Genomic DNA, 26,894 nt, shown 5'->3' with positions numbered 1-26,894 from the left:
GCTGCTCCTCGAACAGGCCGCGCGGCCTGAAGGCGGTGGTCCACTTCCGATTCGTCGCGGCCCGGCCGGCCTGCGCGCGAGTCCCCCGGGGCACCGACCGGGTCGGCCGTACGGCACCGGGGGCGGCGGCGCCCCAGCTGTCACTTCGGTTCCCGGCTTCCTGCATAGCCGACAGAGTACGCAGGCGTTCAAGGCGGCTAAACGGGCAGTCCCCATGATTCGGGGCAAACTGCCCGCAGATACTTACGAAAGCCTCAGCGCTTCCCCACCCGGAACGCACCGTGGAGCGATAGCCAGGAGCCCCGGAGGGCCCGCCCGAGGACCGGCTCGAGGACCCACCGGAACACCCGCTGTGATCACCTTCACCGAGTCGCCTCTTGCTCGAACGGCAGTTGCGGCCTATCGTCTCGATGTATCGACTCGATACATCGGGACGGCATAGCAGCAGCGACGGAGAGGTGAGGGACAGCGTGAGCAGGCGCTCCGGCATCCTTGAGTTCGCCGTCCTCGGGCTGCTGCACGACGCCCCGATGCACGGCTACGAACTGCGCAAACGCCTGAACGTGCTGCTTGGTTCCTTCCGTGCTTTCTCCTACGGCACGCTCTACCCGTGCCTGAAGGGGCTCGTCGCCCAGGGCTTCCTGGTCGAGGACAACCCCGGTACCGAGTACATCCCGGCCACCGCGCTCAACGGCAAGCGGTCGAAGATCGTCTATCGGCTCACCCCGGAGGGCAAGCAGCGCTTCGAGGAGCTGCTCGCCGACTCCGGTCCCGACGCCTGGGAGGACGAGCACTTCGGCGTCCACTTCGCCTTCTTCGGTCAGACCGACCGGGCCGTGCGGATGCGGGTCCTGGAGGGCCGCCGCAGCCGCCTGGAGGAGCGGATGGAGCGGATGCGCACCTCGCTGGCGCGCACCCGGGAGCGGCTCGACGGCTACACCCTCGAACTCCAGCGCCACGGCCTGGAGTCGGTGGAGCGCGAGGTCCGCTGGCTCAACGAGCTCATCGAGACCGAACGCGCCAACCGCAACGGCGGGACGGCCCCACAGATTTCGGACGGCAGGGAACGGCCGGCAGGCAATGCCGCACCGCCCCCCGACCGCCCGGTGCGTTCCCCAGAGGAGCGCTGACCCCGGAGCGGACCGGGTTGACGGGTGGCACTGCATGTACCGCCGAAGTACCGCACTGAAGTTTTCCAAATCGATCACAACAGGGAGCAGCCGAAATGAGTTCGGTTCGCGTAGCCATCGTAGGTGTGGGCAACTGCGCCGCCTCGCTTGTCCAGGGCGTCGAGTACTACAAGGACGCCGACCCGAACAGCCGCGTGCCGGGCCTGATGCACGTGCAGTTCGGTGACTACCACGTCCGCGACGTCGAGTTCGTCGCCGCGTTCGACGTGGACGCCAAGAAGGTCGGCCTCGACCTCGCCGACGCCATCGGCGCCAGTGAGAACAACACCATCAAGATCTGTGATGTGCCGACCACCGGTGTCCAGGTCCTGCGCGGCCCGACCAACGACGGCCTCGGCAAGTACTACCGCGAGACCATCGAGGAGTCCTCCGAGGAGCCCGTCGACGTCGTCCAGGTCCTGAAGGACCGCCAGGTCGACGTGCTGGTCTGCTACCTCCCGGTCGGTTCCGAGATCGCGGCCAAGCACTACGCCCAGTGCGCCATCGACGCCAAGGTCGCCTTCGTCAACGCCCTCCCGGTCTTCATCGCCGGCACCAAGGAGTGGGCCGACAAGTTCACCGAGGCGGGCGTCCCGATCGTCGGCGACGACATCAAGTCCCAGGTCGGTGCCACCATCACGCACCGCGTGATGGCGAAGCTCTTCGAGGACCGCGGTGTCCTGCTGGAGCGCACCATGCAGCTGAACGTCGGCGGCAACATGGACTTCAAGAACATGCTGGAGCGCGACCGGCTGGAGTCCAAGAAGATCTCCAAGACGCAGGCCGTCACCTCGCAGATCGTGGACCGCGACCTGGGCGCCAAGAACGTCCACATCGGCCCGTCCGACTACGTGGCCTGGCTGGACGACCGCAAGTGGGCGTACGTCCGCCTCGAGGGCCGTGCCTTCGGCGACGTGCCGCTGAACCTGGAGTACAAGCTCGAGGTCTGGGACTCCCCGAACTCGGCCGGTGTCATCATCGACGCCGTGCGTGCGGCGAAGATCGCCAAGGACCGCGGCATCGGCGGCCCGATCCTCTCCGCGTCCAGCTACCTGATGAAGAGCCCGCCGGTCCAGTACTTCGACGACGAGGCCCGCGACAACGTCGAGAAGTTCATCCGCGGCGAGGTCGAGCGCTGAGCGCTCGGCACTGAACCCGGCACCACGCCCTGCGGGCGGTCCTCCCGTTTCACGTGAAACGAGCGGACCGCCCGCAGGCGTTTGGGCATGCACATCTCCGCTGCGACGTGGCACGCTGTGCAGGTGTCGATCACCCGCGGTGCGCCCGCCCCCCAGGGCCGCGCCGCGGCCCTGCTGCGACTGCCCGACTTCCGCCGACTGCTGCGCACCCGGCTGCTCTCCCAGCTCACCGACGGCGTCTTCCAGGTGTCGTTGGCGTCCTATGTCGTCTTCTCCCCGGAACGCCAGCCCACCCCGGGCGCCATCGCCTCCGCCTTCGCGGTGATGCTGCTGCCGTTCTGCGTCGTCGGCCCCTTCGCCGGGCCGCTGCTGGACCGCTGGCGGCGGCGTCAGATCCTGCTCTACGGAAACCTGGTCCGGCTGCTGCTCTGCCTGGGCACCGCCCTGCTGGTGCTGCTGCGGGTCCCCACCCCGGTCTTCTTCGCCGCCGCCCTGCTGGTCACCGGTGCCAACCGGTTCGTCCTGGCCGGCCTCTCGGCCGCACTGCCCCAGGTCGTCCCGGCCGCGCTGCTCATCGGGGCCAATGCGATCGCACCCACCCTGGGCACCGTGGCCACCACCATCGGCGGCGGATCCGGATTCCTGGTGCGGCTGGTCCTGCCCGGCGGCCCCGAGGCCAACGCCGCCCTGCTGGTACTGGCGGCACTGGGCTACGGCAGCGCCGCCCTGGCCGCCGCCACCATGGCACCGGACCTGCTCGGCCCGCAGCAGCCGGACCCGGACCGGGCCCGGGAGCCGCTGGCGACGGTGGTGGCCGCCACCGGGCGCGGACTGCTCGCCGGGCTGCGCCACCTGGTGCGCGACTGCCGCCCGGCCGCCTGGGCCCTGGCCGCCGTCACGGTCTGCCGCTTCTGCTACGGACTGCTGCTGGTCCTGCTGCTGATGCTCTGCCGCAACACCTTCGCCTCCCCCGACGACCAGGCGGCCGGCATCCGCTGGCTGGGCCTGGCCCTGGCCGCCTCCGCCGTCGGGTTCTTCGCCGCCGCGGTGCTGACGCCCTGGGCGACCCGGCGGATCGGGGTGTCCCAGTGGCTGGTCGGCTGCGCGGCAGCGGCCGCGGTGCTCACCCCGGTGCTGGGGCTGTCCTTCGCCCCGGCCCCGATCATGACCGCCGCCTTCCTGCTGGGGCTGGTCTCCCAGGGCATCAAGATCAGTACCGACACCGTGGTGCAGACCGTGGTGGAGGACGACTACCGCGGCCGGGTCTTCGCCGTGTACGACGTGCTGTTCAACGCCTCGCTAGTGGCCGCCGCCACCGCGGCCGCCCTGGTGATGCCATCGAGCGGCCGCTCGGTGGCGGTGGTGCTGGGCTCCGCCGCGCTCTACGCCGCCACCGCCGTGGGGTACGGACTGACGCTGCGCCACAAACCGCCCGTTTCGCCATGTCTGGGGACACCGGTGGCTTCTGACAGATGACCAGGGACCCGACGGCGCTGTGGATTCGCACGCTCGTGTCCCATGGACCGCGCCGGACGGATAGCGTGCCAACGTTCCCTCCCGTACCTGTCAGCCCCCTCCTCAGAGGATCCCTATGTCCACCCCGCCTCCGCCCATGCCGGGCAACCCCTACGCGAAGCCGGGCAGCCCCTACGCCCCGCAGCCGCCACAGGCGCCCCAGCAGCCCAACCCCTACGGCGGCGGCCCCGGCGTCGTCCCCCCGCAGCAGGGCTACGCACCGCCGCCCCAGGGCTACGCACCGCCGCAGGGGTACGCACCGCCCCAGGGTTATGCGCCGCCTCAGGGCCAGGGCTACGCGCCGCCCCAGGGCTACGCGCCACCCGCGCAGGGCTACGCCGCACCACCCCAGCAACCGCAGCAGGGCTACCCGGCCGCGCCGCCGCAGGGCTATGCGCCGCCGCAGGGCTACGCACCGCCCCAGCAGTCCCCCTACGGCGGTCCGGGTCCGGGCCCGGGTCAGGTCCCGCAGCAGTACGACCCCAACGCGCCGACCTGCCGCTTCTGCGGCGGCTTCCCCGCCGCCGCGGTCACCTTCCACGGCCACCGGGGCATGATCATCTACATGCAGTTCCTGAAGAGCCGGGGTCCGTTCTGCCGCACCTGCGGCACCGCGGTGATGCGGGACATGTCCGCCAGGACCCTCGTCCGCGGCTGGTGGGGCTACAGCTCCTGGCTCTTCAGCTGCATCGTGCTGATCCGCAACGCCATCGGCTTCAACAAGATCAAGGCGCTGCCGGAGGCGGCCCCCGCGCCCGGCGCCCAGCAACTGGACCCGGGGCTGCCGCTGTTGAAGCGCCCGCAGGCGCTGGGCCTGCTGGTGCCGGCCGCCCTGGTGCTGCTGATCCTGGTGGTCCTGATCGGGAGCGCCGCCGGCGGCTGACGGCCGGCCGCGGACCGGGTCACGGCTGGTCCCCGTCGCCGGGATCCGCCGGTTCCACCCCGTGCACCAGGTGGAACCGGCGCGGCAGCGGTGCCGAGCCGTCCTCGTCCACGATCATCAGCTCCAACTGCTCCAGTCGGCAACGGACCTCACCCAGTGTCACCTCCTGCGTCCCGGCCTGCTCCAGCAGCGCGTTCAGCAGCGGCACCACGGTGCTGCCGATCACCGCCCGCAGCGCCGTCGAGGCGACCTCGACCGGGTCGGGATCAACGCCGCCCGGCTGCGGCCGCAGCGGGTTGTCGACCGGGAGGAAGCGCGCCCCGGCCTCCAGGTCCAGCAGCCGCGAGCGCACCTGCCGGGCGATGTCGCTCTCCCTGAGCAGCATCGCGGCGCAGAGCACCGTGCGCCGGTTGAACAGCGCCAGCTGCCGGGCCCTGGACTGGATTCCGCTGGCATTCTTGAACGCGGTCAGCCGGGGTCCGGTCAGCACCTGATATCCGTACGCCACCAATTCCTCGCGATGGTCCAGGACCAGCGAGTGGACGGCCCTGATCGGCACCGCGAAATAGTCGGCGACGGCCTCGGTGAGCAGGTGCAGGCCATTGGGCAGGGTGAGCCCGCTCAGCGGTTTGACCCGCTCCAGGGCTTCGATCCGTCCGGCGAGCGCGGCGCGCATGGTCCGTGATTCCAACAGGACGTCATCGCCCGTCATCGCATTCCCTCCGTTTCCGGGAGGTTCCGCGCCTCCCCGAAACGGAGTAACGAGAATGAGGCATGACAGTTACATCGCCCATGAATCCTGGATTATCGGCGACGCATTTGTTGTTGGTATCAATTCTGTTTTCCGGCGGGAAAGAAAACCGCTACTTCTCCCGGTCCGCCCACCAGGCGCGCAGCGCCGCCTCCGCCGCCTCCGGCCCCATCGGGCCGTTCTCCAGCCGCAGTTCCAGCAGGAAGTCGTAGGCCGCGCCGACGTCCCGGCCCTGCACGCCCAGGATCGCCATGATCTCGTGGCCGTTGAGGTCCGGTCGGATCGCGCCCAGCTCCTCCTTCTCCTGGAGCTCGGCGATGCGCTGCTCCAGTCCGTCGTAGGAGCGCGAGAGCGCCGCCGCCTTCTTCCTGTTGCGGGTGGTGCAGTCGGAGCGGGTCAGCTTGTGCAGCCGGGAGAGCAGCGGCCCGGCGTCCCGGACGTAGCGGCGCACCGCCGAGTCGGTCCACTCGCCGCTGCCGTAGCCGTGGAACCGCAGGTGCAGCTCCACCAGCCGGGAGACGTCGGCGATCAGCTCGTTGGAGTACTTGAGCTCGCGCAGCCGCTTCTTGGTCATCTTCGCGCCGACCAGCTCGTGGTGGTGGAAGGAGACCCCGCCGCCGTCCTCGAAGCGCCGGGTCCGCGGCTTGCCGATGTCGTGCAGCAGCGCGGCCAGACGCAGCGTCAGGTCCGGCCCCTCGTCCTCCAGCGCGATGGCCTGCTCCAGCACCGTCAGCGAGTGGTCGTAGACGTCCTTGTGGCGGTGGTGCTCGTCGCGCTCCAGCCGCAGCGCCGGCAGTTCCGGCAGCACCCGCTCGGCCAGCCCGGTGTCGACCAGCAGCAGCAGGCCCTTGCGCGGGTGCGCGGACAGCAGCAGCTTGTTGAGCTCGGCCTGGACCCGCTCCGCGGAGACGATGTCGATCCGCTCGGCCATCTCCGTCATCGCCGTGACCACCTCGGGGGCGACCTCGAAGTCCAGCTGCGCGGCGAAGCGGGCGGCCCGCAGCATCCGCAGCGGGTCGTCGGAGAAGGACGCCTCGGGGGTGCCCGGGGTGCGCAGCAGCTTCGCCGCCAGGTCGTCCAGGCCGTGGTGCGGATCGATGAAGGCGAGCTCCGGCAGCGCCACCGCCATGGCGTTCACCGTGAAGTCCCGGCGGACCAGGTCCTCCTCGATGGTGTCGCCGTAGGAGACCTCGGGCTTGCGCGAGTCCCGGTCGTAAGCCTCGGAGCGGTAGGTGGTGATCTCGATCTGGAAGTCGAACAGCTCCCCGTGCTCCGGGTCGGCGGTCGGCCGGGCCTTCTTGCGGGCGCCCACGGTGCCGAAGGCGATGCCGACGTCCCAGATCGCGTCCGCCCACGGCTTCAGCAGCGCCAGGATCTGCTCCGGGCGCGCGTCGGTGGTGAAGTCCAGATCGTTGCCGAGCCGGCCCAGCAGCGCGTCCCGCACCGATCCGCCGACCAGTGCCAGCCGGAAGCCGGCCCGCTGGAAACGGCGCCCCAGCTCCTCGGCCACCGGGTAGGCGCCCAGGACCTCGCTGACGGCGGAGAGCTGGACGGCGCTGAGCTGAACGGCGCTGAGCTCCGCGGCGGGAGCGCTCTGGGCAACACCGCCCTGAAGCTCGGCATCCGGGGGAGAATCGCTGGGATCATTGTCGTACGGCACGACAGACAAGGGTACGTGCCGTGACGCACCGGCCGCGCCTCGTTATAGCTCGTAGGACTCGTAGCAGGCGTCGGCCGTCCGGGCGCGCCCGGACGATCCTGCTGCACCCGTTGCCAGGCAACGTCGTTACGATGCCGGGGGCTGGATGGCGTCCCCGGAGCGGGCACCGGCGGCAGCGGCCGAGACACCGTAAGCGACGAGAACGGCGAGGGCGCGTGGACGTGGCGGCACGGCAGGCGGAGCGCGGCTACGGTCGGCGCAGGGGCACTGGCCACGGCGGGGCACGTCTGCGTCGGGCACGCCGGGCGGCCGCGGTGGCACTGGCCTCGGGGCTGGTGCTCGGCACCGGCACCACCCTGGCACCCGCCGCCGCCTTCGCGGTGCAGACCGGGTACACCGTCAGCGACGTCCACACCGTCGGGTCCGGAGCGGTCCGTACCGCAGCCACCAGCAGCGCCCCCGAGGCGACCGGAGGCAGCGCGGCCCAGGTCACGCTCGACTCGATCAACCCCCAGGTGCCCCAGGCCAACGGCTCGGTCACGCTGACCGGCACGGTCACCAACCGGGGCAGCACCACGATCAGCTCCCTGCACGTGGGGGTGTGGGCGGACACCCAGGCGTTGCTGAACCGCTCGGCGATCGCCGCGGTGGCCGCGCTCACCGGCCCCAGCGACCAGGACCCGGCGGAGCTGGACCAGAGCGGTCTGCAGCCCAAGCTGGGCACGCTGGCGCCGGGCGCCACCAGCGCCCCGTTCACCCTGACCGTGAAGATCAGCGACCTCGGGATCAGCCCCGGAGCCGTGTACGAGCTGGCGGTGGACGCCCAGGGCAGCACCTCGGGCTCCTCGGTGCACCCGCTCGGCGTCGCCCGTACCTACCTGCCGCTCTACGACTCGACCACCGCCGCCCAGCCCACGAAGATCGCCACGCTGTGGCCGATCGTGGCGACGCCCCGGGTGCAGCCGCAGACCTACAGCGACTCCAAGGCATCGGACCAGGCGGTGCTCAGCGACGACACCCTGGCCGACGACCTGGGCGCGGACGGGCGGCTGGGCCAGCTCCAGTCCCGCGGTGCCAGCATCTCCGCCCTCAAGCCGACCTGGGTGATCGACCCGGACCTGATCACCAGCGTGCTGGACATGGAGTCGGACTACCAGGTCGCCGGCTCGGACGGCGACGCCAAGGGCGCCACCGCGTCCTGCCACTGCACCACGGCCGGTACCGGCCAGGCCGCCGCCAAGAGCTGGCTCACCGCCCTGCAGGGGGACCTGTCCGGTCTCAGCAGCCAGCAGGTGCTCTCGCTACCCGCCGCCGACCCCGACCTGGCCTCCATCGCGCACAACGGCGGCAACTCCCAGTCGCTGAAGGACACCCTGAAGGTCGCCACCAGCGACCTCGGCCAGGTCGGTCTGAACCCGCTCCAGGTGAGCGCCTCCCACACGGTGGCCTGGCCCTACCAGGGCTACATCGACACCTCGGTGGTCTCGCTGGCCCGCAGCATCGGCAGCACCCAGATCATCGCGGACAGCAGCAGCCTGCCCGACTCCCGGAGCCTGACCTACACCCCCAACGCCGCGCGCTCGCTGGGCAACGGCACCACGGCCGTGGTCGCCGACTCCACCATCGACAGCATCTTCGCCGGCGACCTGTCCACGCAGAGCGCCCAGGCGCTCGCCGAACAGCGCTTCCTGGCCGAGACCCTGGCGATCACCCTGGAACAGCCGAACAACCAGCGCAGCATCCTGGTCATGCCGCCGCGCGACATGACGGCGAGCACCGCGCAGACCCTGGCGAACTCGCTGTCCGCGGCAGTGAGCGCCAAGTGGGCCAAGGCGGCCAGCTACGGCGAGGTCGCCTCGGCGACGCCGACCCCGCACGCGGGCAGCACCGTGCGTCCGGTCTCCGACTACCCGTCCGCCGCCAGGAAGAACGAGCTCAGCAATGACGAGCTGAACGCGGTGACGAACACTCAGGACCGGCTGACCGACCTCGGCAAGATCATGTCGAACCCGGCGCCGATCCGCACCGCCTTCAGCTCCGCGGTGCTGCGGTCGGTCTCCACCCAGTGGCGCGACCAGGCGGACAAGGGCACGGCCTACCGGCAGAACGCGACCGACTACCTCAACAACCTGTACGGCGCGGTCTCGATCCTGCCGAAGCCCAACAACTCGATCACCCTGTCCGGCAGCGGCTCGGCCACCATCCCCATCACGGTCCAGAACGACCTGCCACAACCGGTCCTCAATCTGGAGGTCGAGCTCACCTCCTCCAGTCCGACCCGGCTGAGCCTGGACAAGACGACGCCCGGCTTCAAGCTGATGGCCGTGCGCGCCAACGGCGACACCGTGGAGACCCTCAGGTTCTCGGTGAAGGCCACCGCCAACGGACCGGTCGAGATGACCGCCCAGCTCTTCACCACGGCCGACCAGAAGGCGTACGGCAGCCCGGTCGCGTTCACCGTCAACATCAAACAGCTCCGCAACGGCGTCATCGCCGTCGTGGCGGGCGGGGTGCTGCTGGTGCTGCTGGCGGGGGTCCGGCTGTACTCCAAGCGTAAGCACGCCCAGGTCGGGGCAGACACCGACGAGGACAGCGGTGCCGCGGACGAGGAGGCCGGCGCCGACCGGGACGGCGACGGCGCGCCCGAGAAAGGCGCACGTCAGGATCAGAAAAACACAACCTGAAACACTGGCTGTGAGCCACCGGATGAGAGGGTGGACCCCGTGGACGGCCGAGTGACCCCCGGCCGCCGTGTCCAAGGATCCGGAGAGGTGGCATGAGCGCGCCGCGTGACGGCAGAACCCAGCAGGGACGCGGTGGACGCGGCCCCAACCGAGGTACGCCCCCCGCCGCCCCCGGCCAGGACCCCCGGAGCCAGGGGGCCGCCGACGCGTACCTGGACGAGACCTACGCACGCGACCCCTACGCCCAGGATCCTTACGCCCAGGACCCCTACGGGCAGGATCCGTACGCCCAGGACCCGTACGGGCAGGACCCCTACCCGCAGAACCAGCAGGCCTATCCGCAGCAGCAGGCGTACCAGCAGGCCCCGCAGGGCCAGCAGCCCCAGCAGGCCGGGTACGACCAGCAGCAGTACGCCCAGCCCCCGTATCCGCAGCAGCCCTACCCCGAGCAGCCCCAGCAGGGACAGGGCTACCCGGTCCAGGCCCCGCCCGGCTACCAGCAGCAGGGATACGGCGCGCCGCAGTACGAGCAGCCGTACCAGCAGGAACAGCAGCCCCACCCGCAGCAGCAGCCGTACGGCGGCCCCGCCGCCCCCGACGGGGTGACCGTCCCGGGCTTCGGGCCGCCCCAGGGCTTCTCCCAGGCCTACGGCCAGTCCGTGCCTCAGCCCGCCCAGCCGCCCTCGGCCGAGGTCGGCGTCGACGAGCTGCTCACCCACGCCACCCGCAGCAAGCAGGACAGCAGCAATCAAGACGCCGACCCCTACGCCTATCTCTTCCGCGAGAGCGACCAGGCCTCCTACGCCCCCGGCTGGTACGGCGAGGCCGGCGGCGGCGACGCCGAGGCGACCGGCACCATCCCGCTGCTGCGCTTCAACCCCATGGCCCCGCCGCCGCCCAGCGCCGTCGCCGGCATGCCCGAAACCCCGCCCGACGGGAAGCAGGGCAAGAGCGGCGGCATCCTCGGCTCCAGCGCCATCATGGCTGCCGGCACCCTGGTCTCCCGCGGCACCGGCTTCGTCCGCACCATGATCATCACCTTCGCCATCGGCGTCGGTGCCATGGGCGACTCCTACAACGTCGCCAACACCCTCCCCACCCTGCTGTACATCCTGGTCGGCGGCGGCGCGCTGAACGCCGTGTTCGTCCCGCAGCTGGTCCGCAGCATGAAGAACGACGAGGACGGCGGCGAGGCCTACGCCAACCGGCTGCTCACCCTGATCGTGGTCGGACTCGGCGGGGTGGTCTTCGTCACCGTGCTGGCCGCACCGCTGCTGGTGCGGCTGGTCTCCGCGTCGATCATGAGGGATCCGCAGAGCGCCGAGGTGACGGTCGCCCTCGCCCGCTACTGCCTGCCCACCATCTTCTTCATGGGCGTCCATGTGGTGATGGGTCAGATCCTGAACGCCCGGGGCCGGTTCGGCGCGATGATGTGGACCCCGGTCCTCAACAACGTCGTGGTCATCTTCACCTTCGGCATGTACGCCTGGGTGTACGGCTCGTTCAACAAGACCGGCGTCACCCCGCACAGCATCTCACCCGAGGGCGTACGGCTGCTGGGCATCGGCACCCTGCTCGGCCTCGTGGTCCAGTCCCTGTCGATGATCCCCTACCTGCGGGCCGCGGGCTTCAAGTTCCGGCCCCGCTTCGACTGGCGCGGCCACGGACTGGGCCACGCCGCGAAGCTGGCCAAGTGGACCTTCCTGTTCGTGCTGGCCAACCAGGCGGGCTACCTGGTGGTCACCCAGCTGGCGACCGCGGCCGGCAACGCCTCGGGCCGCAACGGTGCGGGTCTGTCCGCCTACTCCAACGCCCTGCTGATCTGGCAGCTGCCGCAGGCCGTGATCACGGTCTCGGTGATGAGCGCGGTGCTGCCCAGGATCTCCCGGGCCGCCGCCGACGGCCAGGCAGCCTCCGTCCGTGACGACCTCTCCTACGGGCTGCGCACCTCGGCGGTGGCCATCGTGCCGGCCGCCTTCCTGTTCCTCGCCCTGGGCCCGGTCATCGGTTCGGTGCTCTACGGCTTCGGCAACTCCTCCCAGGGCACCTCCGTCGGCTGGATGCTCTCCGCCTTCGCACTCGGGCTGATCCCCTACTCGGCCCAGTACGTCCTGCTGCGCGGCTTCTACGCCTACGAGGACACCAGGACGCCCTTCTACAACACCGTCTGGGTCGCCGCGAGCAACGCCCTGCTCTCCGGCTTCTGCTACCTGGTGCTGCCCTCGGACTGGGCGGTGACCGGCATGGCCTTCGCCTACGGCTTCTCCTACCTGGTCGGGCTGCTGGTCGCACTGCCCCGGCTGAAGCGCCGCATCGGCGACCTGGACGGCCCCCGGTGCAAGCGCACCTACGGACGGCTGATCGGCGCCAGCATCATCCCGGCCGCGATCGGCTTCACCGTCTCCACGCTGATCGTCGACTCGCTCGGCGGGGGCCTGCTGCCGGACATCGCCGCCCTGGTGGTCGGCGCAGGCCTGCAGATCGGACTGTTCGTCGTGATCGCCCAGCGGATGCGCATCGAGGAACTGACCGCCCTCGTCGGCATGGTGCGCTCGAAACTGGGCCGCTGACACCGACTCGCCTTCTTTTGGCGAAGAGGGCACCTCCCCGGGGCAACCTCCGAGGGGGATCGTGGGTCGTAGTCGGGTAGCGGGCATTGGCACAATTGACCGCGGCCCGGGATGATCGAGGCCACAGCACAGGGGAGGCAGGACGACGGTGGCGGATCGCAGCAAGGCTCCGGTCGAGACGATCGCGGAGAGCAGCGCGGGCGCCTGTCCCGCAGAGCCCGCCGCGGAACTGACGGCCGAACTCACCGCGGAGGAGATCGCCGGCGAACTCCGCGCTGACGAGGAGTCACCCGCGCGGGAGCAGCAGGAGGCTGTCCCCGACACCCCGGTCGACGACGCCACCGTCGCGATCGCCCCGAAAGCCCCGCAGAGCCCGGAACGGCCGGCAGTCCCGGAGGACGGCGACAGCCCCACCGAGCCGGTCGAAACCACAGAATCCGCCAAACCTGCCGATGCCGTTGAACCGGTCGAGCCGGACGAACCCGCCGAGCCGGTCGAGCCCGCGGCGGCCCCGCTGCTGCCGGCCCCGGTCCGCCACAGCGGCGACCGCATCGCCGACCGCTACCGGCTGGAGGAATGCCTCACCCAGGCCGGGGTCTTCACCAGTTGGCGCGCCGTCGACGAGAAGCTGCGCCGCGCCGTGGGCATCCATCTGCTCGCCTCGGGCCACCAGCGCTCCAAGGACGCCGTCGCCGCCGCCCGGCAGGCCGCCCTGCTCGGCGACCCGCGATTCGTCCAGGTCCTCGACGCGGTCGAGGAGGGCGAACTGGTCTACATCATCCGCGAATGGCTCCCGGACGCCACCGACCTCGGCACCCTGCTCGCCGACGGCCCGCTGGAGGCCTACGAGGCCTACCAGATGGTCCGTCAGGTCACCGACGCGCTCGCAGCCGCGCACCGCAAGGGCCTGTCGCACCTCCGGCTCACCCCGTCCTGCGTGCTGCGCAGCGACAGCGGCCAGTACCGGATCAACGGTCTGGCCATGGACGCCGCACTGCACGGGCTCGCGTCCGAGGACCGTGCGGCGGCCGAACTCGACGACACCCGGGCCATCGGCGCACTGCTCTTCGCCTCACTCACGCACCGCTGGCCCTACCCGGAGGACCGCCACGGTCTGCAGGGCATTCCCAAGGCCGTCGGCGTCGTCCCGCCGGAACAGGTCAAGGCCGGCGTCCACCGGGGCCTCTCCGACCTGTGCTCCCGGATCCTGTGCGAGACCCCGGTCCGTCACCTGGAGCCGCTGACCTCGCCTCAGGAGCTCGCCAGGGCGATCGGCCAGCTCCCCAGGATCAAGCAGCCCGAGCCGGAACCGCTGGTGCTGCCCGAGTACCCCACCACCACCTATCCGCGTCGGGACCAGGGCACCACCGTGCCCCTGCCGCCGAGGCGTGCCCCGGCACCGCTGCCGCCCACCCCGCCGTCGGCGCTGCCCGGACGCACCGGGAAGGCGCTGAAGTGGGGCATCTCCCTGGTCCTGCTGGCCGCCGTCGGCCTCGGCAGCTGGGGGACGGCCCAGGCCCTGATGGACAAGCCCGACTCCGGCAGCAGCCAGCTCCCGGTCACCGCCGGGGTCGGCGGGGCCACCTCCGCCTCGCCGCAGACGTCTGCCTCGGCACAGCACCTGCTGAAGATCAGCGGTGCGTCCGAGTTCTCCCCGCTCGGCCCGCCGATACAGGCCGACCAGGTGCCACTGGCCATAGACGGCAAGACCAGCACGGCCTGGATCACCTCGGAGTACCAGAACTACGCGAACTTCGGGAACCTCAGCAGCCGCGCCGACGGCAGTGGCATCGTCGTGGACCTCGGCAGCGTCCAGAGCGTCTCCGGCGTCAAGCTCACCCTGCCCGTGGCGGGGCAGAACCTGGAGGTCCTGGCCGCGCCCGCGGACGCCACCAGTGCGCCCACCTCCGCCGGCGCCTTCAGCCAGCGGATCGCCAACCCGAAGGTCGTCGGCACCACCTTCGACAGCCCCCTGCTCGCCACCCCGGTCCGCACCCGCTATGTCCTCATCCACATCACCAGCCTCCCGGCCGAGACCAACAACCCCTCCGCCTACCGTGGCGGGATCTCGGAGATCCAGATCGTCGGATGACAGGACTCGGGCTGACACGATCGGTCCAGGCTGACACTCTGGTGCCCGGTGTCCGAGGGGAGAAGCACACACGTGGCCGGAACGCCGGAGCAGGACAGCGATGCCGAACTGCTGGCACGCCATGTCGAAGGTGATCGCGACGCCTTCGGCGAGTTGGTGCAGCGCCATCGCGACCGGCTCTGGGCGGTCGCGCTGCGCACGCTGGGCGACCGGGAGGAGGCCGCTGACGCCCTCCAGGACGCCCTGGTCTCCGCGTTCCGGTCGGCCCACACCTTCCAAGGGCGGTCGGCGGTCACCACCTGGCTGCACCGGATCGTGGTCAACGCCTGCCTGGACCGGGTGCGCCGCAACGCCAGCCGCCCCACCCGCCCGCTCGACGAGCAGTCCACCCTCGACGACCTGCTGAACCACGGCGAGGGCGCCGACATCGCGGCCGAGCGCAGCGAGCTCCGCCGCGAACTGGGCAGCGCCCTCGCCTCACTCCCGGCCGAGCAGCGTGCGGCCCTGATCCTGGTCGACGTCCAGGGCTACCCGGTCGCCGAGGCCGCCGCGATCCTCGACGTCCCCGTCGGTACGGTGAAGAGCCGCTGCGCCCGGGGCCGGGCCCGTCTCCTCCCACAGATCGCCCACCTCCGTAGCGGCAATCCGCCCGATGTTTCACGTGAAACAGAGGTCTCCAAGGAGACCGGCGGCACAGTGCTCCGGTACGCCCCTGACGACGGGGGTACCGCGCCACCGCCCCGGGAAGGGAACCCGAACCAGGGACCGGGCGTCCCACTACTGGCCGACCGACGACCCGACGCAGGAGGGGAGCAGCCGACATGAGCCAGACCACACCACCCTTCGGCCTCGACTCCTCCGGTCATCCTCCGGTGGAGGCCATCTCCGACTACCTGGAGGACCTGCTCCCCGCAGAGGCGGCAGCCGAGCTGGGGGAGCACCTCGCGGGCTGCCCCGAGTGCCTGGACACCCACGCGGCCATCGAGGAGATCCGGTCGCTGCTCGGACAGGCCGAACCGGTCCAGCTCCCCGCGGACATCGCCGTCCGCATCGACGCGGCCCTCGCCGCCGAGGCCCTGCTCAGCTCGACCGAGCCGGGCACCGCGGCCGCCGAGACGGCTGCAGCGCCCGTGGCGGCCCCGGCAGGTCCCCTCGGCAACCTCGGCAAGGAGGGCCGCTCCAACGGCTCCCACGGCCCGTCCGGGCCCTCCGGCAGCCGGGGTCCCGGCCGACGGCGGCGACGCGTCCTGACTCCGACCCTGCGCCGGGCGGCGCTGGGTCTGGCGGCGCTCGCCGTCGTCGGCGGTGTCACCGCCTCACTGCTGCAGCTGCACCCCCAGAGCACCTCCAAGGGCTCCGCCTCCTCCGCCGCGGTCCCCGGGGCTGAAGGGGGGAACGCCGTAGCGGGCGCCTCGGGCCCGGTGGCCTTCTCCGACACGGCCTTGACCGAGCAGGTGCAGCAGTTGCTGCTCGACTTCGGAACTACCGAAGCCGGCAACGGATCAGAGCCCACCAACGGATCAAATGCCAAGACACCGAATAGCTCTACCAGCCGCTACGTGCCGGCCTGCGTCGCCCAGGCAGCTCACCGCAGTGGGGAGCAGCCTCTGGTCGTCACCCAGGGCAGTTACCGGAACACTCCTGTCTTCGCCCTCGTCTACGCCGACGCTCAGGACCCCCAGCAGACCGTGGACGTCTACCTGATCGCATCGTCCTGCACCGCTACCGTCCCGCAGAGTTCTGCTCAGACCGGCCAGGTCCTGCTGCAGCGCACCGTGCCGCGCACCTGAACCCTCGGGAATGCGAGACACTGGGGAACCGTTGAGCGAGGTGGACAGCGACCCGTCCACTCGTCAGCCCAAGGCTTGCGAAGCGATTCAGGAGATGTGCAGTGAGCGACGTCCGCAACGTGATCATCATCGGCTCCGGCCCGGCCGGCTACACAGCCGCGCTCTACACGGCACGTGCCTCGCTGAAGCCTCTGGTGTTCGAGGGTGCGGTGTCCGCGGGCGGCGCACTGATGAACACCACCGAGGTGGAGAACTTCCCCGGTTTCCAGGACGGCATCATGGGCCCGGAGCTGATGGACAACATGCGCGGCCAGGCCGAGCGCTTCGGCGCCGAGCTGATCCCGGACGACATCATCGCGGTCAACCTCAGCGGTGAGATCAAGACCGTCACCGACTCCGAGGGCACGGTGCACCGGGCCAAGGCCGTCATCGTCACCACCGGGTCCCAGCACCGCAAGCTGGGCCTGCCCCGCGAGGACCAGCTGTCCGGTCGCGGCGTCTCCTGGTGCGCCACCTGTGACGGCTTCTTCTTCCGGGACCAGGACATCGTCGTGGTCGGCGGCGGGGACACCGCCATGGAGGAGGCGACCTTCCTGTCGCGCTTCGCCAAGTCGGTCACTGTGGTGCACCGTCGCAGCGAGCTGCGCGCCAGCAAGACCATGCAGGAGCGCGCCTTCGCGGACCCGAAGATCAGCTTCGCCTGGAACAGCGAGGTCGCCGAGATCCACGGCGACGCCAAGCTGAGCGGACTCACCCTGCGGGACACCGTCACCGGCGAACTGCGCGAGCTGCCCGTCACCGGACTGTTCATCGCCGTCGGCCACGACCCGCGCACCGAGCTCTTCAAGGGCCAGCTGGACCTGGACGACGAGGGCTACCTGCGGGTCCAGGCCCCTTCCACCCGCACCAACCTGGAGGGTGTCTTCGGCGCCGGTGACGTCGTCGACCACACCTACCGTCAGGCCATCACCGCGGCCGGTACCGGCTGTGCCGCCGCCCTGGACGCAGAGCGCTACCTGGCCGCCCTCGCCCACGCCGAGAGCAACGCCGCCGTCGCGGTCTGAGCCACCCGCAGGCCAGTCAGCCAGGCCAGTCAGCCAAGCCAATCAGTCATCCCCAGCACACCCAAGGAGCACCCGTGGCCGGCGCCACCATCACCGTGACCGACGAGACCTTCGAGACTGAGGTCCTCAAGAGCGACAAGCCCGTGCTCGTCGACTTCTGGGCCACCTGGTGCGGCCCGTGCCGCCAGGTCGCCCCCGCGCTCGAGGAGATCGCGGCCGAGTACGCGGACAAGATCACCATCGCCAAGCTGGACATCGACGCCAACCCCAATGTCCCCGCGACCTACGGCGTCCTCTCCATCCCGACCATGAACGTGTACCAGGGCGGCGAGGTCGTGAAGACCATCGTCGGCGCCAAGCCCAAGAGCGCCCTGGTTCGCGACCTCGCCGAGTTCCTCGCCTAGGCAGGGCTCCCGCAGATCTGGCAGCAGGTCCGCGAGCATCCGACGCCGGGACCGCCACCACCCCGTGGCAGTCCCGGCGTTCGCATGTTTCACGTGAAACAGTGCGGGTTTTGCAAGGGCCCGAAGGGACTCCCCCGGTAGGCGTGGAAGTACCCCGGACGGCGCGTACGATCATGGGAGCCGATGGGGAGGGGACCCTCACGTCATGACCCAGCAGCAACCAGCGCACACCTTCCAGTGGCGGCTCGGCGACACCGGGCCGGCAGTGGCGGAGATCCGGTTCAAGCTCGGCCTCTTGGGCCTGCTGCCGGCGGTGGACAGCACCGTGGGCGCCCAGCTCGCCTCCGCGGGCTCGCTGTTCGACCCCCTGGTCGACGCAGCCGTGCGCTACTTCCAGCAGCAGCGCGGACTCACCGCGGACGGCATCGTCGGACCTGAGACCTACCGGCACCTCAATGAGGCGCGCTGGCAGCTCGGTGACCGCGTCCTCAGCCATGTCGTCGGCAATTTGCAGGTCGGTGACGACGTCGCCCAGCTCCAGCAGCGACTGCTGGACATGGGCTTCACCCCGGGGCAGGTCGACGGCATCTTCGGCCCCACCACCGCACAGGCCCTCAGTGAGTTCCAGCGCAATATGGGTCTCTATGCCGACGGCACGCTGGGCCCGGCCACCTTCACCGTGCTGGCCCGGCTGGCCCGGACCGTGGTCGGCGGCGCCCCCCATGTGATGCGGGAGACCGAGATGCTGCTGCGGTCCGGCGCCTCCCTGCCGGGCAAGGTCATCGTCATCGACCCCGGCCACGGCGGCGAGGACCCCGGGGTCCTCGCGCACGGCCACAGCGAAGCCGCCATCGTCTGGGACATCGCCACCCGGCTGGAGGGCAGGCTCACCGCGCTGGGGGTCCGCACCTATCTCACCCGCAATGCCGAGCACGGCGGCGACGAGGTGCAGCGCGCCCAGTTCGCCAATGCCACCGACGCCAACCTGATGCTCTCGCTCCACCTGGACGGCCACCACAACCCTCAGGCCTCCGGTGCCTCCAGCTACTACTACGGGGACGAGAGCCGCGGCCGCTGGTCCCACACCGGCAAGCAGTTCGCCGGTCTGCTCCAACGCGAGCTGGTCGCCCGCTGCGGTGTCGGCGACAACCGCAGCCACGCCCGCACCTGGACCCTGCTGCGATCCACCCGGATGGCTGCGGTACGCCTGGAGCTCGGCTATCTGACCAACCCCGAGGACGCCATGCGCCTGCTCTCCCCGCAGATGCGCGCACAGGCCGTGGAGGCCATCGCGGTGGCCGTCCAGCGCCTGTACCTCCCCCCGGAGGAGGACGCCCCCACCGGCGTCCTGCACCTGCCGGCCGACATCCGCAGCAGCTGAGCCCCAGCGCCCGTTTCACGTGAAACAACGACGGGGGACCCGGATCGCAGTCCCCCGTCGCAGGGGTCAGAGCGGGCGCAGTGAGGGTTCCTTCTGGACCGCCCCCAGCAGCCGCTCCAGCGCCACCTCCATCTCCCCCTTCCAGGAGATGGCCGAGCGCAGCTCCAGCCGCAGCCGGGGATACCGCGGATGCGGACGCACCGTCTTGAAGCCGACCGCCAGCAGATGATCCGCCGGCAGGACGCAGCCCGGGCCGCTCCACCGGGCGTCACCGAACGCCTCTATCGCCTTGAAGCCACGCCGCACCAGATCCTTGGCGACGGCCTGGACCAGGGTCCGTCCGATCCCCTGGCCCTGGTAGTCCGGCAGGATCCGAGCCGTCATCAACTGCACCGCATCGGCCGCCACCGGACTGGTCGGAAAGGCCAGCGAGCGCGGGACATAGGCCGCCGGAGCGTAGAGCACAAAGCCCACCGGAGCGTCATCCACATAGGCGATCCGGCCGCAGGAGCCCCACTCCAGCAGCACCGCCGAGATCCAGGACTCCTTCTCCAGCTCCGCCTGGCCCGCCTTGATCGCGGCCTCCCCGTTCACCGGGTCCAATTCCCAGAAGACGCAGGACCGACAGCTGAGCGGGAGTTCAGCGAGAGAGTCGAGAGTCAGCGGTACCAGCCTGCGTCCCATGCACCACACCTTCGGGCTCGGCGGCTGTCAGCCGCGCCGCATCCTGCTTCCACGATAGGTCCGCCGCGCGCCCCGCAGCACCCCGTCGGGAACGGTCCAGGATCATCCCGGAGACAAAGCCGCAGAGTGCACCGACCACCAGTTCCACCGTCAGGAACGTCGCTCGTCTGTGCTCACGCATGACCCCTCCACGGGCGCGACAGCGGTGCCGAGAGCCTTCGTCGCCATCGTAGTCACCGGTCCGGGCAACAAGAAGGGCCCTTGTTTCACGTGAAACAAGGGCCCTTCCGAACTCCGAACTCCGAACCGCGCTGCCCCGATCAGCCCTCGGACCCGGCTGCCGCCTCGCCGTCCATCCCCTGCTTCAGCAGCTGCCCCTCCCCAGGGGCGAAGGAACCGAGGATCCGGTCGAGGTCCTCCACCGAGGCGAACTCGACCACGATCTTCCCGCGCTTCTGGCCCAGCTCGACCTTCACCCGGGTGTCGAAGCGGTCGGAGAGCCGGCTCGCCAGACTGGCCAGTGCGGGGGAGACCAACTTCCCGGCCCGAGGACCCCGCGACCGCCGCTCGGGGTGCTGCTCCTCCGACATCAGCTTGACGATCTGCTCCACCGCACGCACCGAGAGCTCCTCGGCGTTGATGCGATGCGCCAGCTTCTCCTGCTCGGCAGGATCGTCCAGAGCCAGCAGGGCCCGGGCATGCCCGGCGGACAGCACCCCCGCAGCGACCCTGCGCTGGACCTTGGGCGAGAGCTTCAGCAGCCGCAGGGTGTTGGACACCTGCGGACGGGAGCGCCCGATCCGATCGGCCAACTCCTCATGGCTGCAGGAGAAGTCACGCAGCAGCTGATCGTAGGCCGCCGCCTCTTCCAGCGGATTGAGCTGGGAGCGGTGCAGGTTCTCCAACAGGGCGTCAAGAAGGAGCTTCTCGTCCTCGGTGGCCCTGACGATCGCCGGAATGGCCTCCAGCCCGGCCTTTCGGGATGCCCGCCAACGGCGCTCACCCATGATCAGCTCATAGCGGTCCGGAGAGGTCTGCCGGACCACCACCGGCTGCAGCAGGCCCACCTCCTGGATCGAGTGGACCAGTTCGTCGAGGGCTTCCTCGTCGAAGACGTCACGCGGCTGACGCGGGTTGGGGGTGATCGCATCCAGCGGGATCTCGGCGAAGTACGCCCCGTCCACCGCCTGCAGTTCAGGCCCGGCCACCGCTGTTTCACGTGAAACGACACTCTCGGCGGTGCGCTCCAGAGTGCCGACCCCGCCACCACCCGATGCCGACTCCGTTCCGCCGTTCAGCGAGGGGACCTCGCCCGGCGACCGGGTACCCCCGATCGCGGCCGGGGCCGGCCTGCTCTCCGGACCGGTGGCCGCCGGGATCAGTGCCCCGAGGCCACGCCCCAGACCTCTACGACGCTCACTCACCGCTGCCCCTCCATCGTGCCGTGCTCTACTGCGGCGTGCTGTCCTGTGCTGTCCTGCTCCGCCATCCGACGGGGCTGCTGCTGATAGACGCCCGGGTTCCCGGGCGATGCAGCGAAGCGCTCGTCCGCGGCCCGCTGGTCCTTCTCCGCCCCGCGCAGCGCGATCTCCTTCGCGGCCTCCAGATAGGAGAGCGCCCCCGTCGATCCGGGGTCGTAGGTGAGGACTGTCTGACCGTAGCTGGGCGCCTCGGACACGCGCACCGAGCGGGGGATGCTGGTCCGCAGCACCTCGTCCTGGAAGTGACTGCGGACCTCGTCCGCGACCTGTGATGCCAGTCGGGTACGGGCGTCGTACATGGTCAGCAGGATCGTCGACACATGCAGATGGGGATTGAGGTGCGCGCGCACCAGGTCCACATTCCGCAGCAGCTGTCCCAGCCCCTCCAGCGCGTAGTACTCGCACTGGATCGGGATCAGCACCTCGCGTCCGGCCACCATCGCATTGACCGTCAGCAGGCCCAGCGAAGGCGGGCAGTCGATCAGTACGTAGTCCAGGGGCTGCTCATACGCCTCGATGGCGCGCTGCAGCCGGCTCTCCCTGGCCACCAGCGAGACCAACTCGATCTCTGCTCCGGCCAGGTCGATGGTGGCCGGGCAGCAGAAGAGCCCCTCCACATCCACCACCGGCTGGACCACATCGGCGAGCGGCTTGCCCTCGACCAGGACGTCGTAGATCGAAGGGACCTCGGCATGATGGTCGATACCCAGGGCGGTGGAGGCGTTCCCCTGGGGATCCAGGTCGATCACCAGCACCCGGGCCCCGTGCAGCGCCAGTGAGGCCGCGAGATTGACCGTCGTCGTGGTCTTGCCCACCCCGCCCTTCTGGTTGGCGACCACCATGACCCGGGTGGCCGCGGGGCGCGGTAGCGCCTCCCCGACCCGCCCCATCGCGTCGACAGCGGCCTGGGCTGCCCGTCCGATGGGTGTGTCGTCAATCAGCGGAACGGCTTCCGACTCCTGCATGGGATGCATGGGCGCCAGTGTTTCATGCGTCGCTGTTTCACGTGAAACAGCGGTCCCCATTCGTCCACTTCGGACCCGCGGCCCCGGCAGTGGCCCCTCTACGGTGTGAGTCTCGCTGGGCAAGGGATCGCCCCCCTCTCCGTCACGGCTGTCGATGAAATCATCGCGCAGGCCGGTGACACCCGGGGACGGTTGTGGTCCTTCTGGACCCGTTGATGGCCGATCTTCACCCAAACGACGACTGAACTGAGCGGCTCCACGACTGCGGCTCAGGATCCCGGGAAGCAGCGAGCGACGTTTCACGTGAAACACGATGCCCGTTATGGGGGATATATGACGGAACGACACTCCGGAGACCGGAAGGGCCCCTGTTTCACGTTTCACGTGAAACAGGGGCCCTTCCGGTCTGTCGAATGACGACCAACGACGACCAACGACGGCTAGCGACGCCGCCTGGAGCTGCCACGGCTGGCACCGCCGGCCGACTGCCCAGGAGCGCGGCCGCCCTTGCGGGCCGCCCGGGCCCGACGGGTCGCCGCCCGGACGCCACCCGGACTCTCCCCCACCTTGACCCGCACCACATGCGTCGGGGTCTCCACCACACCTTCGCCGGCCACCGCCACCGACCACTCGGTGGCGCCCAGTTTCACCAGCGCGCCCTTGTGGTCCACCAGCTCCTGGGCGGCCGAGTCGCCCTTGAGTGCCAGCATCTCCCCGAAGGGGCGCAGCAGCGGCAATCCCCATCCGGCGAGCCGGTCCAACGGAGCGACCGCCCGCGCGGTCACCACATCGACCGCCAGCTTGCCGACCATCTCCTCGGCCCGCCCCCGGAGCACCGTCACATTCTCCAGCCCCAGCTCCTTCACCACCTCCTCCAGGAAGGTGGTGCGTCGCAGCAGCGGCTCCAGCAGGGTGATCCGCACATCGGGGCGGGCCAGCGCCACCGGGATACCCGGCAGCCCGGCCCCCGAGCCCACATCGCACAGCGAGGCGTCCGGCGGCAGCAGCTCGCCCAGCACCGCGCAGTTCAGCACATGCCGCTCCCACAACCGCGGCACCTCGCGCGGACCGATGAGTCCGCGCCGCACCCCCGCGTCGGCCAGCAACTCGGCGTAGCGCACCGCCAGCCCGAAGCGGTCCCCGAACACCGCCCGTGCCGCCGCAGGGGCCTCCGGGAGCTCCTTCGAGAACTCCTCGGCCACCAACCGACCGTCCGCCTCCGACATGTGCCGAACCTTTCCCTCACCGCGGCAGTACGGCCCCGTCTGCACATCGCAGACGGGGCCGTCCATCGTTCACATCACCCTGTCCCAGTGTGGAACAGTCCGCCTAAGCCGGCAGCACCACGACGCGCCGCTGCGGCTCCTCGCCCTCCGACTCGCTCCGCAGCCCGGCCGCAGCGACGGCGTCATGGACCACCTTGCGCTCGAACGGCGTCATCGCCTTGAGCTTCACCGGCTCACCGCTCTCCTTGGCCTCCTTGGCCGCCTGGGCGCCCAGCTCGGCCAACTCGGCACGCTTGCGCGCCCGGAACCCGGCGATGTCCAGCATCAGCCTGCTGCGCTCCCCGGTCTCCCGGTGCACGGCGAGCCGGGTCAGCTCCTGCAGGGCCTCCAGCACCTCACCGTCCTGGCCGACCAGGCGCAGCAGACTCCGATCCGCCCCGGGCCCCTCGCCGATGATCGACACGGAGGCGCGGTCGCCCTCCACATCCATGTCGATGTCGCCGTCGAGGTCCGCGATGTCGAGAAGGGCCTCCAGGTAGTCCGCGGCGATCTCACCCTCCTGCTCGAGGTGGCCGAGCACGTCGGTGCCCGTCGCGGCACTCTTCGACTCGTCGCTGGGGACGGGTGCCACGGTTCCTTCCGTCACGGGTGGACTCCTTTGGATTCTGTGATGCTGACAGGGGAAATCGGTGCGGAAGTCGTCGCCAGGACGTGCCCGGGACTAGGACTTCTTCTTCGGCCGACCGGCCGGCTGCGGGTTGCGCTTGCCGGGCTGGTTGGTGCGCTTCTGGCCGCCGCTCTGTGCGGACCCGGCACCGCTGCCGGTGCCACCGCCCGCGGCGCTGCCACCGCCACCGGTCTTGGCCCGCCCGCGGGTCTGGTTCGGCGTCTGCTTGGGCGCAGCGGCCTTGCCGGCGGCCGTGCCCGCACCCTTCGGGGTGCCGTTCCGCGGCGTGCTGCTGCTCTTCGCCGTACCGCTCTTCGCCGTGTTCTCGGCCGCCTCGACCACGGCGTCCGCCGGAGCCGTCCCGGCGGAGCCCGCCGCACCGGCCGAGCCGCCGCTCTGGCGCTGGGCCTTGGTCTGCCGCTTGGGCTGCTGGCGGCGCACCGGCCCGGTGTCCTCCGGAGCTGCCTCCTCGGGGGCGCTGCCGCCCTTCACCAGCGAGGCCAGACCGGCCTTGACCGGGGTGCCGTCGGCGTTCAGCTTGCCCGCGGCCTTCAGCCGGTCCTGGCGCTGCTTGAAGGCCACCGAGCCGGGGGTCGGGTTCTGCCGGATGATCACCAGCTGCTGGCCCAGGGTCCACAGGTTGGAGGTGACCATGTAGATCAGCACACCGACCGGCATGTTGATGCCGAAGAAGATGTAGATGACCGGGAAGACGTACATCATCATCTTCTGCTGCTGCATGTACGGCGTCTTGACCGTGAGGTCGACGTTCTTCGTCATGAGCTGGCGCGTGGTCAGGAACTGCGTGAAGCACATCGTCAGGATCATGACCGCGGTGACGATCTTGACGCTGGTGAGCGTGGAGTGCACGAACGAGGCCGACAGCGGAGCGCCGAAGATGTGCGCCTTGGTGGCGCTGTTCAGCAGCGTCTGGTTGATCACACCGACGGTCTTGCCGTGGGCGACGTTGCTCAGCACGCCGTACAGCGACATGAAGAACGGCGACTGGATCAGCAGCGGAAGGCAGCTGGAGGCCGGGTTGGCGCCCGCCTCCTTGTACAGCTTCATCTGCTCTTCGGCGAGCTTCTGCCGGTCGCCCTTGTAGCGGTCCTGGATGACCTTCAGCCGGGGCTGCAGCGCCTGCATCGCCCGCATCGACTTGGTCTGCTTGATCGTCAGCGGGATCATGCAGGCGCGGACCAGGATCACCAGCGAGACGATCGCCAGACCCCAGGCCCAGCCGCCGTCAGGGTTGAAGACCTGGCTGTACAGCGAATGGAACTGGACGATGATCCACGAGACGGCTGTGTACAGCGGGCCGAGGATCGGGTCGAGAAACCCCACGGTCATGCTCCTTGGGCGTTGGTCGAGGGAGCCGGCACATCGGCCCGGCTAGAGGTGTGGGGTCCCAAGTCGTCGGTCTTAGGGGAGACGGGGAGGTCTCGGGACAGAACGTTGAGCATCCGCCGATGCCAGACAGGGTGCTTGCGCGCTGGAACATGGTCGACGCCGCCGGCACTCCACGGATTGCACCGCAGGATGCGCCAGGCGGTCAGGGCCGTGCCCTTGACGGCGCCGTGGACCCTGATCGCCTCGAACCCGTAGCGCGAGCACGAGGGGTGGTAGCGGCAGACCGGCCCCAGCAGCGGGCTGATCGTCCACTGATAGAGCCTGATCAGGGCCAGCAGGAGGTACCGGCCGAACAGCAGCCCGGCCAGGCAGACAACCGCCACCAGCAGGTACGTCACTGCCCTGCTCCCATCGGCGAGGATGCATCAGGAGGTGCGGTACCGGTCCCACGGGGCCGCCCGCCCCGGGGGGCCGACAGTTTCCGCAGTGCGGAATCCAGATCACGTTCCAGGTCCGCGAATTCCGCCGTCCCGGCAGGGGGCAGCGCGCGTACCACTATCAGGCTACCTGCGGGCAGCCCGGTGATACGCGCGGCCATCAGGTGACGCAGGCGACGCTTCACGCGGTTGCGGACCACAGCCGGTCCCACGGCCTTGCTGACGACAAAACCCGCACGCGCCGGAGAGGGTCTCTCCCCGGCGCTGTGCGGGTCCGTTGACGACAAGTCCGTGGTGGCCACGGGATCGCCCTCGCCGTACGGCGCTCCGGTCGTGACATCCCTGCTCTCGCTGAGATGCACGACCAGGAGCGGTCGTCCGGCGCGACGGCCCCGCCGCACCGCGGTCGCGAAGTCCTGGCGCCGCCTCAACCGATGTTCGGAAGGCAGCACGACATGACCTGGTGGATCAGGCGGACAGGCGAGCGCGGCCCTTTTCGCGGCGAGCCGCGAGGATCGCACGGCCGGCACGGGTGCGCATCCGCAGGCGGAAGCCATGGGTCTTCGCACGACGACGGTTGTTCGGCTGGAAAGTGCGCTTGCTCACGGGGGGACTCCAGGATGAATCGAAGGGTGGCGGGGCGTCGGTAGCCGTCACCGTGCGTCCGCGCGATCCCCATAACCGTTATGTACGGTGATCCACGACGCCCGTAGCTGCGCGCCGTGGTGTGCGGATATTCCGCGGGCATGCGGCAGCGGCCATCGACAACTCGACCTCGTTACGGTACGCGGAAGCCGGTCCACGGGTCAAACCAGCCCGTTCCGGAGACGGCGTCGCACGTGCCCACCCGCCACCCGCCACCACCCTGATGACGAAGCCCGTCGGGCGCCCGGACATTCGGCTGCCCGCCCCCGGTCTGCGACACTGCTGTACACAGCCTGTGGACAAGAACTTGAATGCGGGCCCCACGCTGACTACCGTT

General features: G+C 70.1%; 23 protein-coding genes. 12 read left to right on the top strand and 11 right to left on the bottom strand.

The genetic code is table 11. The features are described from left to right. Positions 1-470: 470 nt before the first annotated feature. From IF29_RS0115820 to IF29_RS44940, 4 genes are all read left to right on the top strand, one after another. Complete coding sequence (locus tag IF29_RS0115820; RefSeq protein WP_030254727.1) at positions 471-1,130, top strand: PadR family transcriptional regulator; 660 nt, start codon at positions 471-473, stop codon at positions 1,128-1,130. A 95-nt stretch (positions 1,131-1,225) separates the two neighbouring features. After that, complete coding sequence (locus tag IF29_RS0115815; protein ID WP_030254724.1) at positions 1,226-2,308, top strand: inositol-3-phosphate synthase; 1,083 nt, start codon at positions 1,226-1,228, stop codon at positions 2,306-2,308. Between the two features lie 123 nt (positions 2,309-2,431). Further along, complete coding sequence (locus IF29_RS0115810) at positions 2,432-3,784, top strand: MFS transporter (protein WP_232242165.1); 1,353 nt, start codon at positions 2,432-2,434, stop codon at positions 3,782-3,784. A 115-nt stretch (positions 3,785-3,899) separates the two neighbouring features. After that, positions 3,900-4,706, top strand: a complete 807-nt coding sequence (locus tag IF29_RS44940; protein ID WP_157623769.1) for a toxin-antitoxin system, toxin component — start codon at positions 3,900-3,902, stop codon at positions 4,704-4,706. Between the two features lie 19 nt (positions 4,707-4,725). Here the strand turns inward: IF29_RS44940 and IF29_RS0115800 are convergent, their stop codons facing one another. Then, complete coding sequence (locus IF29_RS0115800; protein WP_051725372.1) at positions 4,726-5,418, bottom strand: hypothetical protein; 693 nt, start codon at positions 5,416-5,418, stop codon at positions 4,726-4,728. A 151-nt stretch (positions 5,419-5,569) separates the two neighbouring features. Then, positions 5,570-6,982 (bottom strand): CCA tRNA nucleotidyltransferase, encoded by a 1,413-nt coding sequence (locus IF29_RS0115795; protein WP_030254716.1) that lies wholly within the window; start codon positions 6,980-6,982, stop codon positions 5,570-5,572. A 356-nt stretch (positions 6,983-7,338) separates the two neighbouring features. Here IF29_RS0115795 and IF29_RS0115790 point away from each other — a divergent pair, with 356 nt between their 5' ends. The 8 genes from IF29_RS0115790 (at position 7,339) to IF29_RS0115755 (ending at position 19,102) form a co-directional block, all read left to right on the top strand. Further along, entirely contained in the window at positions 7,339-9,801 is a 2,463-nt protein-coding gene (locus IF29_RS0115790; RefSeq protein WP_157623768.1) for a DUF6049 family protein, read from the top strand. Positions 9,802-9,893: 92 nt separating this feature from the next. Next, positions 9,894-12,371 carry a murein biosynthesis integral membrane protein MurJ gene (gene murJ, locus IF29_RS0115785; RefSeq protein ID WP_030254711.1) on the top strand — a complete coding sequence of 826 codons (2,478 nt, stop codon included), beginning with the start codon at positions 9,894-9,896 and terminating at the stop codon, positions 12,369-12,371. Between the two features lie 349 nt (positions 12,372-12,720). Next, on the top strand, positions 12,721-14,463 hold the full coding sequence (locus IF29_RS0115780) for a protein kinase family protein (protein ID WP_380522939.1): 1,743 nt from the start codon (positions 12,721-12,723) through the stop codon (positions 14,461-14,463). Positions 14,464-14,535: 72 nt separating this feature from the next. Further along, on the top strand, positions 14,536-15,288 hold the full coding sequence (gene sigM, locus IF29_RS0115775) for an RNA polymerase sigma factor SigM (RefSeq protein WP_084714306.1): 753 nt from the start codon (positions 14,536-14,538) through the stop codon (positions 15,286-15,288). After that, on the top strand, positions 15,285-16,253 hold the full coding sequence (locus IF29_RS0115770; RefSeq protein ID WP_030254703.1) for an anti-sigma factor family protein: 969 nt from the start codon (positions 15,285-15,287) through the stop codon (positions 16,251-16,253). Before sigM ends, IF29_RS0115770 begins: the two co-directional genes overlap by 4 nt. A 101-nt stretch (positions 16,254-16,354) precedes the next feature. After that, the gene (gene trxB, locus IF29_RS0115765; RefSeq protein ID WP_030254700.1) at positions 16,355-17,317 is read left to right on the top strand and encodes a thioredoxin-disulfide reductase; all 963 of its coding nucleotides are present in this window, start codon (positions 16,355-16,357) and stop codon (positions 17,315-17,317) included. A gap of 74 nt (positions 17,318-17,391) precedes the next feature. Next, entirely contained in the window at positions 17,392-17,721 is a 330-nt protein-coding gene (gene trxA, locus IF29_RS0115760) for a thioredoxin (RefSeq protein WP_030254698.1), read from the top strand. A gap of 205 nt (positions 17,722-17,926) precedes the next feature. Next, positions 17,927-19,102, top strand: a complete 1,176-nt coding sequence (locus IF29_RS0115755) for an N-acetylmuramoyl-L-alanine amidase (protein WP_030254695.1) — start codon at positions 17,927-17,929, stop codon at positions 19,100-19,102. A gap of 66 nt (positions 19,103-19,168) precedes the next feature. Here IF29_RS0115755 and IF29_RS0115750 read toward each other — a convergent pair whose 3' ends face one another. The 9 genes from IF29_RS0115750 to rpmH all read right to left on the bottom strand — a co-directional run bounded on the left by IF29_RS0115750 (position 19,169) and on the right by rpmH (position 26,518). After that, positions 19,169-19,786, bottom strand: coding sequence for a GNAT family N-acetyltransferase (locus IF29_RS0115750; protein ID WP_030254693.1), 618 nt, complete (start codon positions 19,784-19,786; stop codon positions 19,169-19,171). A gap of 320 nt (positions 19,787-20,106) precedes the next feature. Then, complete coding sequence (locus tag IF29_RS0115745; protein ID WP_030254691.1) at positions 20,107-21,210, bottom strand: ParB/RepB/Spo0J family partition protein; 1,104 nt, start codon at positions 21,208-21,210, stop codon at positions 20,107-20,109. Next, positions 21,207-22,205: a ParA family protein gene (locus tag IF29_RS0115740; RefSeq protein ID WP_037595447.1), complete on the bottom strand. Its 999-nt coding sequence runs from the start codon at positions 22,203-22,205 to the stop codon at positions 21,207-21,209. The genes IF29_RS0115745 and IF29_RS0115740 overlap by 4 nt, the downstream gene beginning before the upstream one ends. A gap of 467 nt (positions 22,206-22,672) precedes the next feature. Beyond that, positions 22,673-23,458: a 16S rRNA (guanine(527)-N(7))-methyltransferase RsmG gene (gene rsmG, locus IF29_RS0115735; protein ID WP_030254687.1), complete on the bottom strand. Its 786-nt coding sequence runs from the start codon at positions 23,456-23,458 to the stop codon at positions 22,673-22,675. A 103-nt stretch (positions 23,459-23,561) separates the two neighbouring features. Further along, positions 23,562-24,104 (bottom strand): Jag family protein, encoded by a 543-nt coding sequence (locus IF29_RS0115730; protein WP_380522868.1) that lies wholly within the window; start codon positions 24,102-24,104, stop codon positions 23,562-23,564. A 75-nt stretch (positions 24,105-24,179) separates the two neighbouring features. After that, on the bottom strand, positions 24,180-25,475 hold the full coding sequence (gene yidC / locus IF29_RS0115725) for a membrane protein insertase YidC (RefSeq protein WP_030254682.1): 1,296 nt from the start codon (positions 25,473-25,475) through the stop codon (positions 24,180-24,182). After that, positions 25,472-25,831, bottom strand: a complete 360-nt coding sequence (yidD, locus tag IF29_RS0115720; RefSeq protein WP_030254680.1) for a membrane protein insertion efficiency factor YidD — start codon at positions 25,829-25,831, stop codon at positions 25,472-25,474. The genes yidC and yidD overlap by 4 nt, the downstream gene beginning before the upstream one ends. 38 nt (positions 25,832-25,869) lie before the next feature. Beyond that, positions 25,870-26,364: a ribonuclease P protein component gene (gene rnpA / locus IF29_RS44935; protein ID WP_084714303.1), complete on the bottom strand. Its 495-nt coding sequence runs from the start codon at positions 26,362-26,364 to the stop codon at positions 25,870-25,872. A gap of 16 nt (positions 26,365-26,380) precedes the next feature. Further along, positions 26,381-26,518 (bottom strand): 50S ribosomal protein L34, encoded by a 138-nt coding sequence (gene rpmH, locus IF29_RS44930; protein WP_034089364.1) that lies wholly within the window; start codon positions 26,516-26,518, stop codon positions 26,381-26,383. Positions 26,519-26,894 lie beyond the last annotated feature (376 nt).

Source organism: Streptacidiphilus jeojiense, from assembly GCF_000719095.1.
GTDB lineage: Bacteria > Actinomycetota > Actinomycetes > Streptomycetales > Streptomycetaceae > Streptacidiphilus > Streptacidiphilus jeojiensis.
The sequence above is the reverse complement of the archived record's forward strand: the minus strand, read 5'-3'. Positions and strand labels throughout refer to the sequence as shown.

Excerpts from the sequence above, each read along its gene's own strand:
- IF29_RS0115815 (WP_030254724.1), top strand. The coding sequence starts at position 1,226 with ATGAGTTCGGTTCGCGTAGCCATCGTAGGTGTGGGCAACTGCGCCGCC.
- IF29_RS44940 (WP_157623769.1), top strand. The coding sequence starts at position 3,900 with ATGTCCACCCCGCCTCCGCCCATGCCGGGCAACCCCTACGCGAAGCCG.
- rsmG (WP_030254687.1), bottom strand. The coding sequence starts at position 23,458 with ATGTCGGAGGCGGACGGTCGGTTGGTGGCCGAGGAGTTCTCGAAGGAG.
- IF29_RS0115770 (WP_030254703.1), top strand. The coding sequence starts at position 15,285 with ATGAGCCAGACCACACCACCCTTCGGCCTCGACTCCTCCGGTCATCCT.
- yidC (WP_030254682.1), bottom strand. The coding sequence starts at position 25,475 with ATGACCGTGGGGTTTCTCGACCCGATCCTCGGCCCGCTGTACACAGCC.
- murJ (WP_030254711.1), top strand. The coding sequence starts at position 9,894 with ATGAGCGCGCCGCGTGACGGCAGAACCCAGCAGGGACGCGGTGGACGC.
- IF29_RS0115800 (WP_051725372.1), bottom strand. The coding sequence starts at position 5,418 with ATGACGGGCGATGACGTCCTGTTGGAATCACGGACCATGCGCGCCGCG.
- IF29_RS0115750 (WP_030254693.1), bottom strand. The coding sequence starts at position 19,786 with ATGGGACGCAGGCTGGTACCGCTGACTCTCGACTCTCTCGCTGAACTC.
- IF29_RS0115755 (WP_030254695.1), top strand. The coding sequence starts at position 17,927 with ATGACCCAGCAGCAACCAGCGCACACCTTCCAGTGGCGGCTCGGCGAC.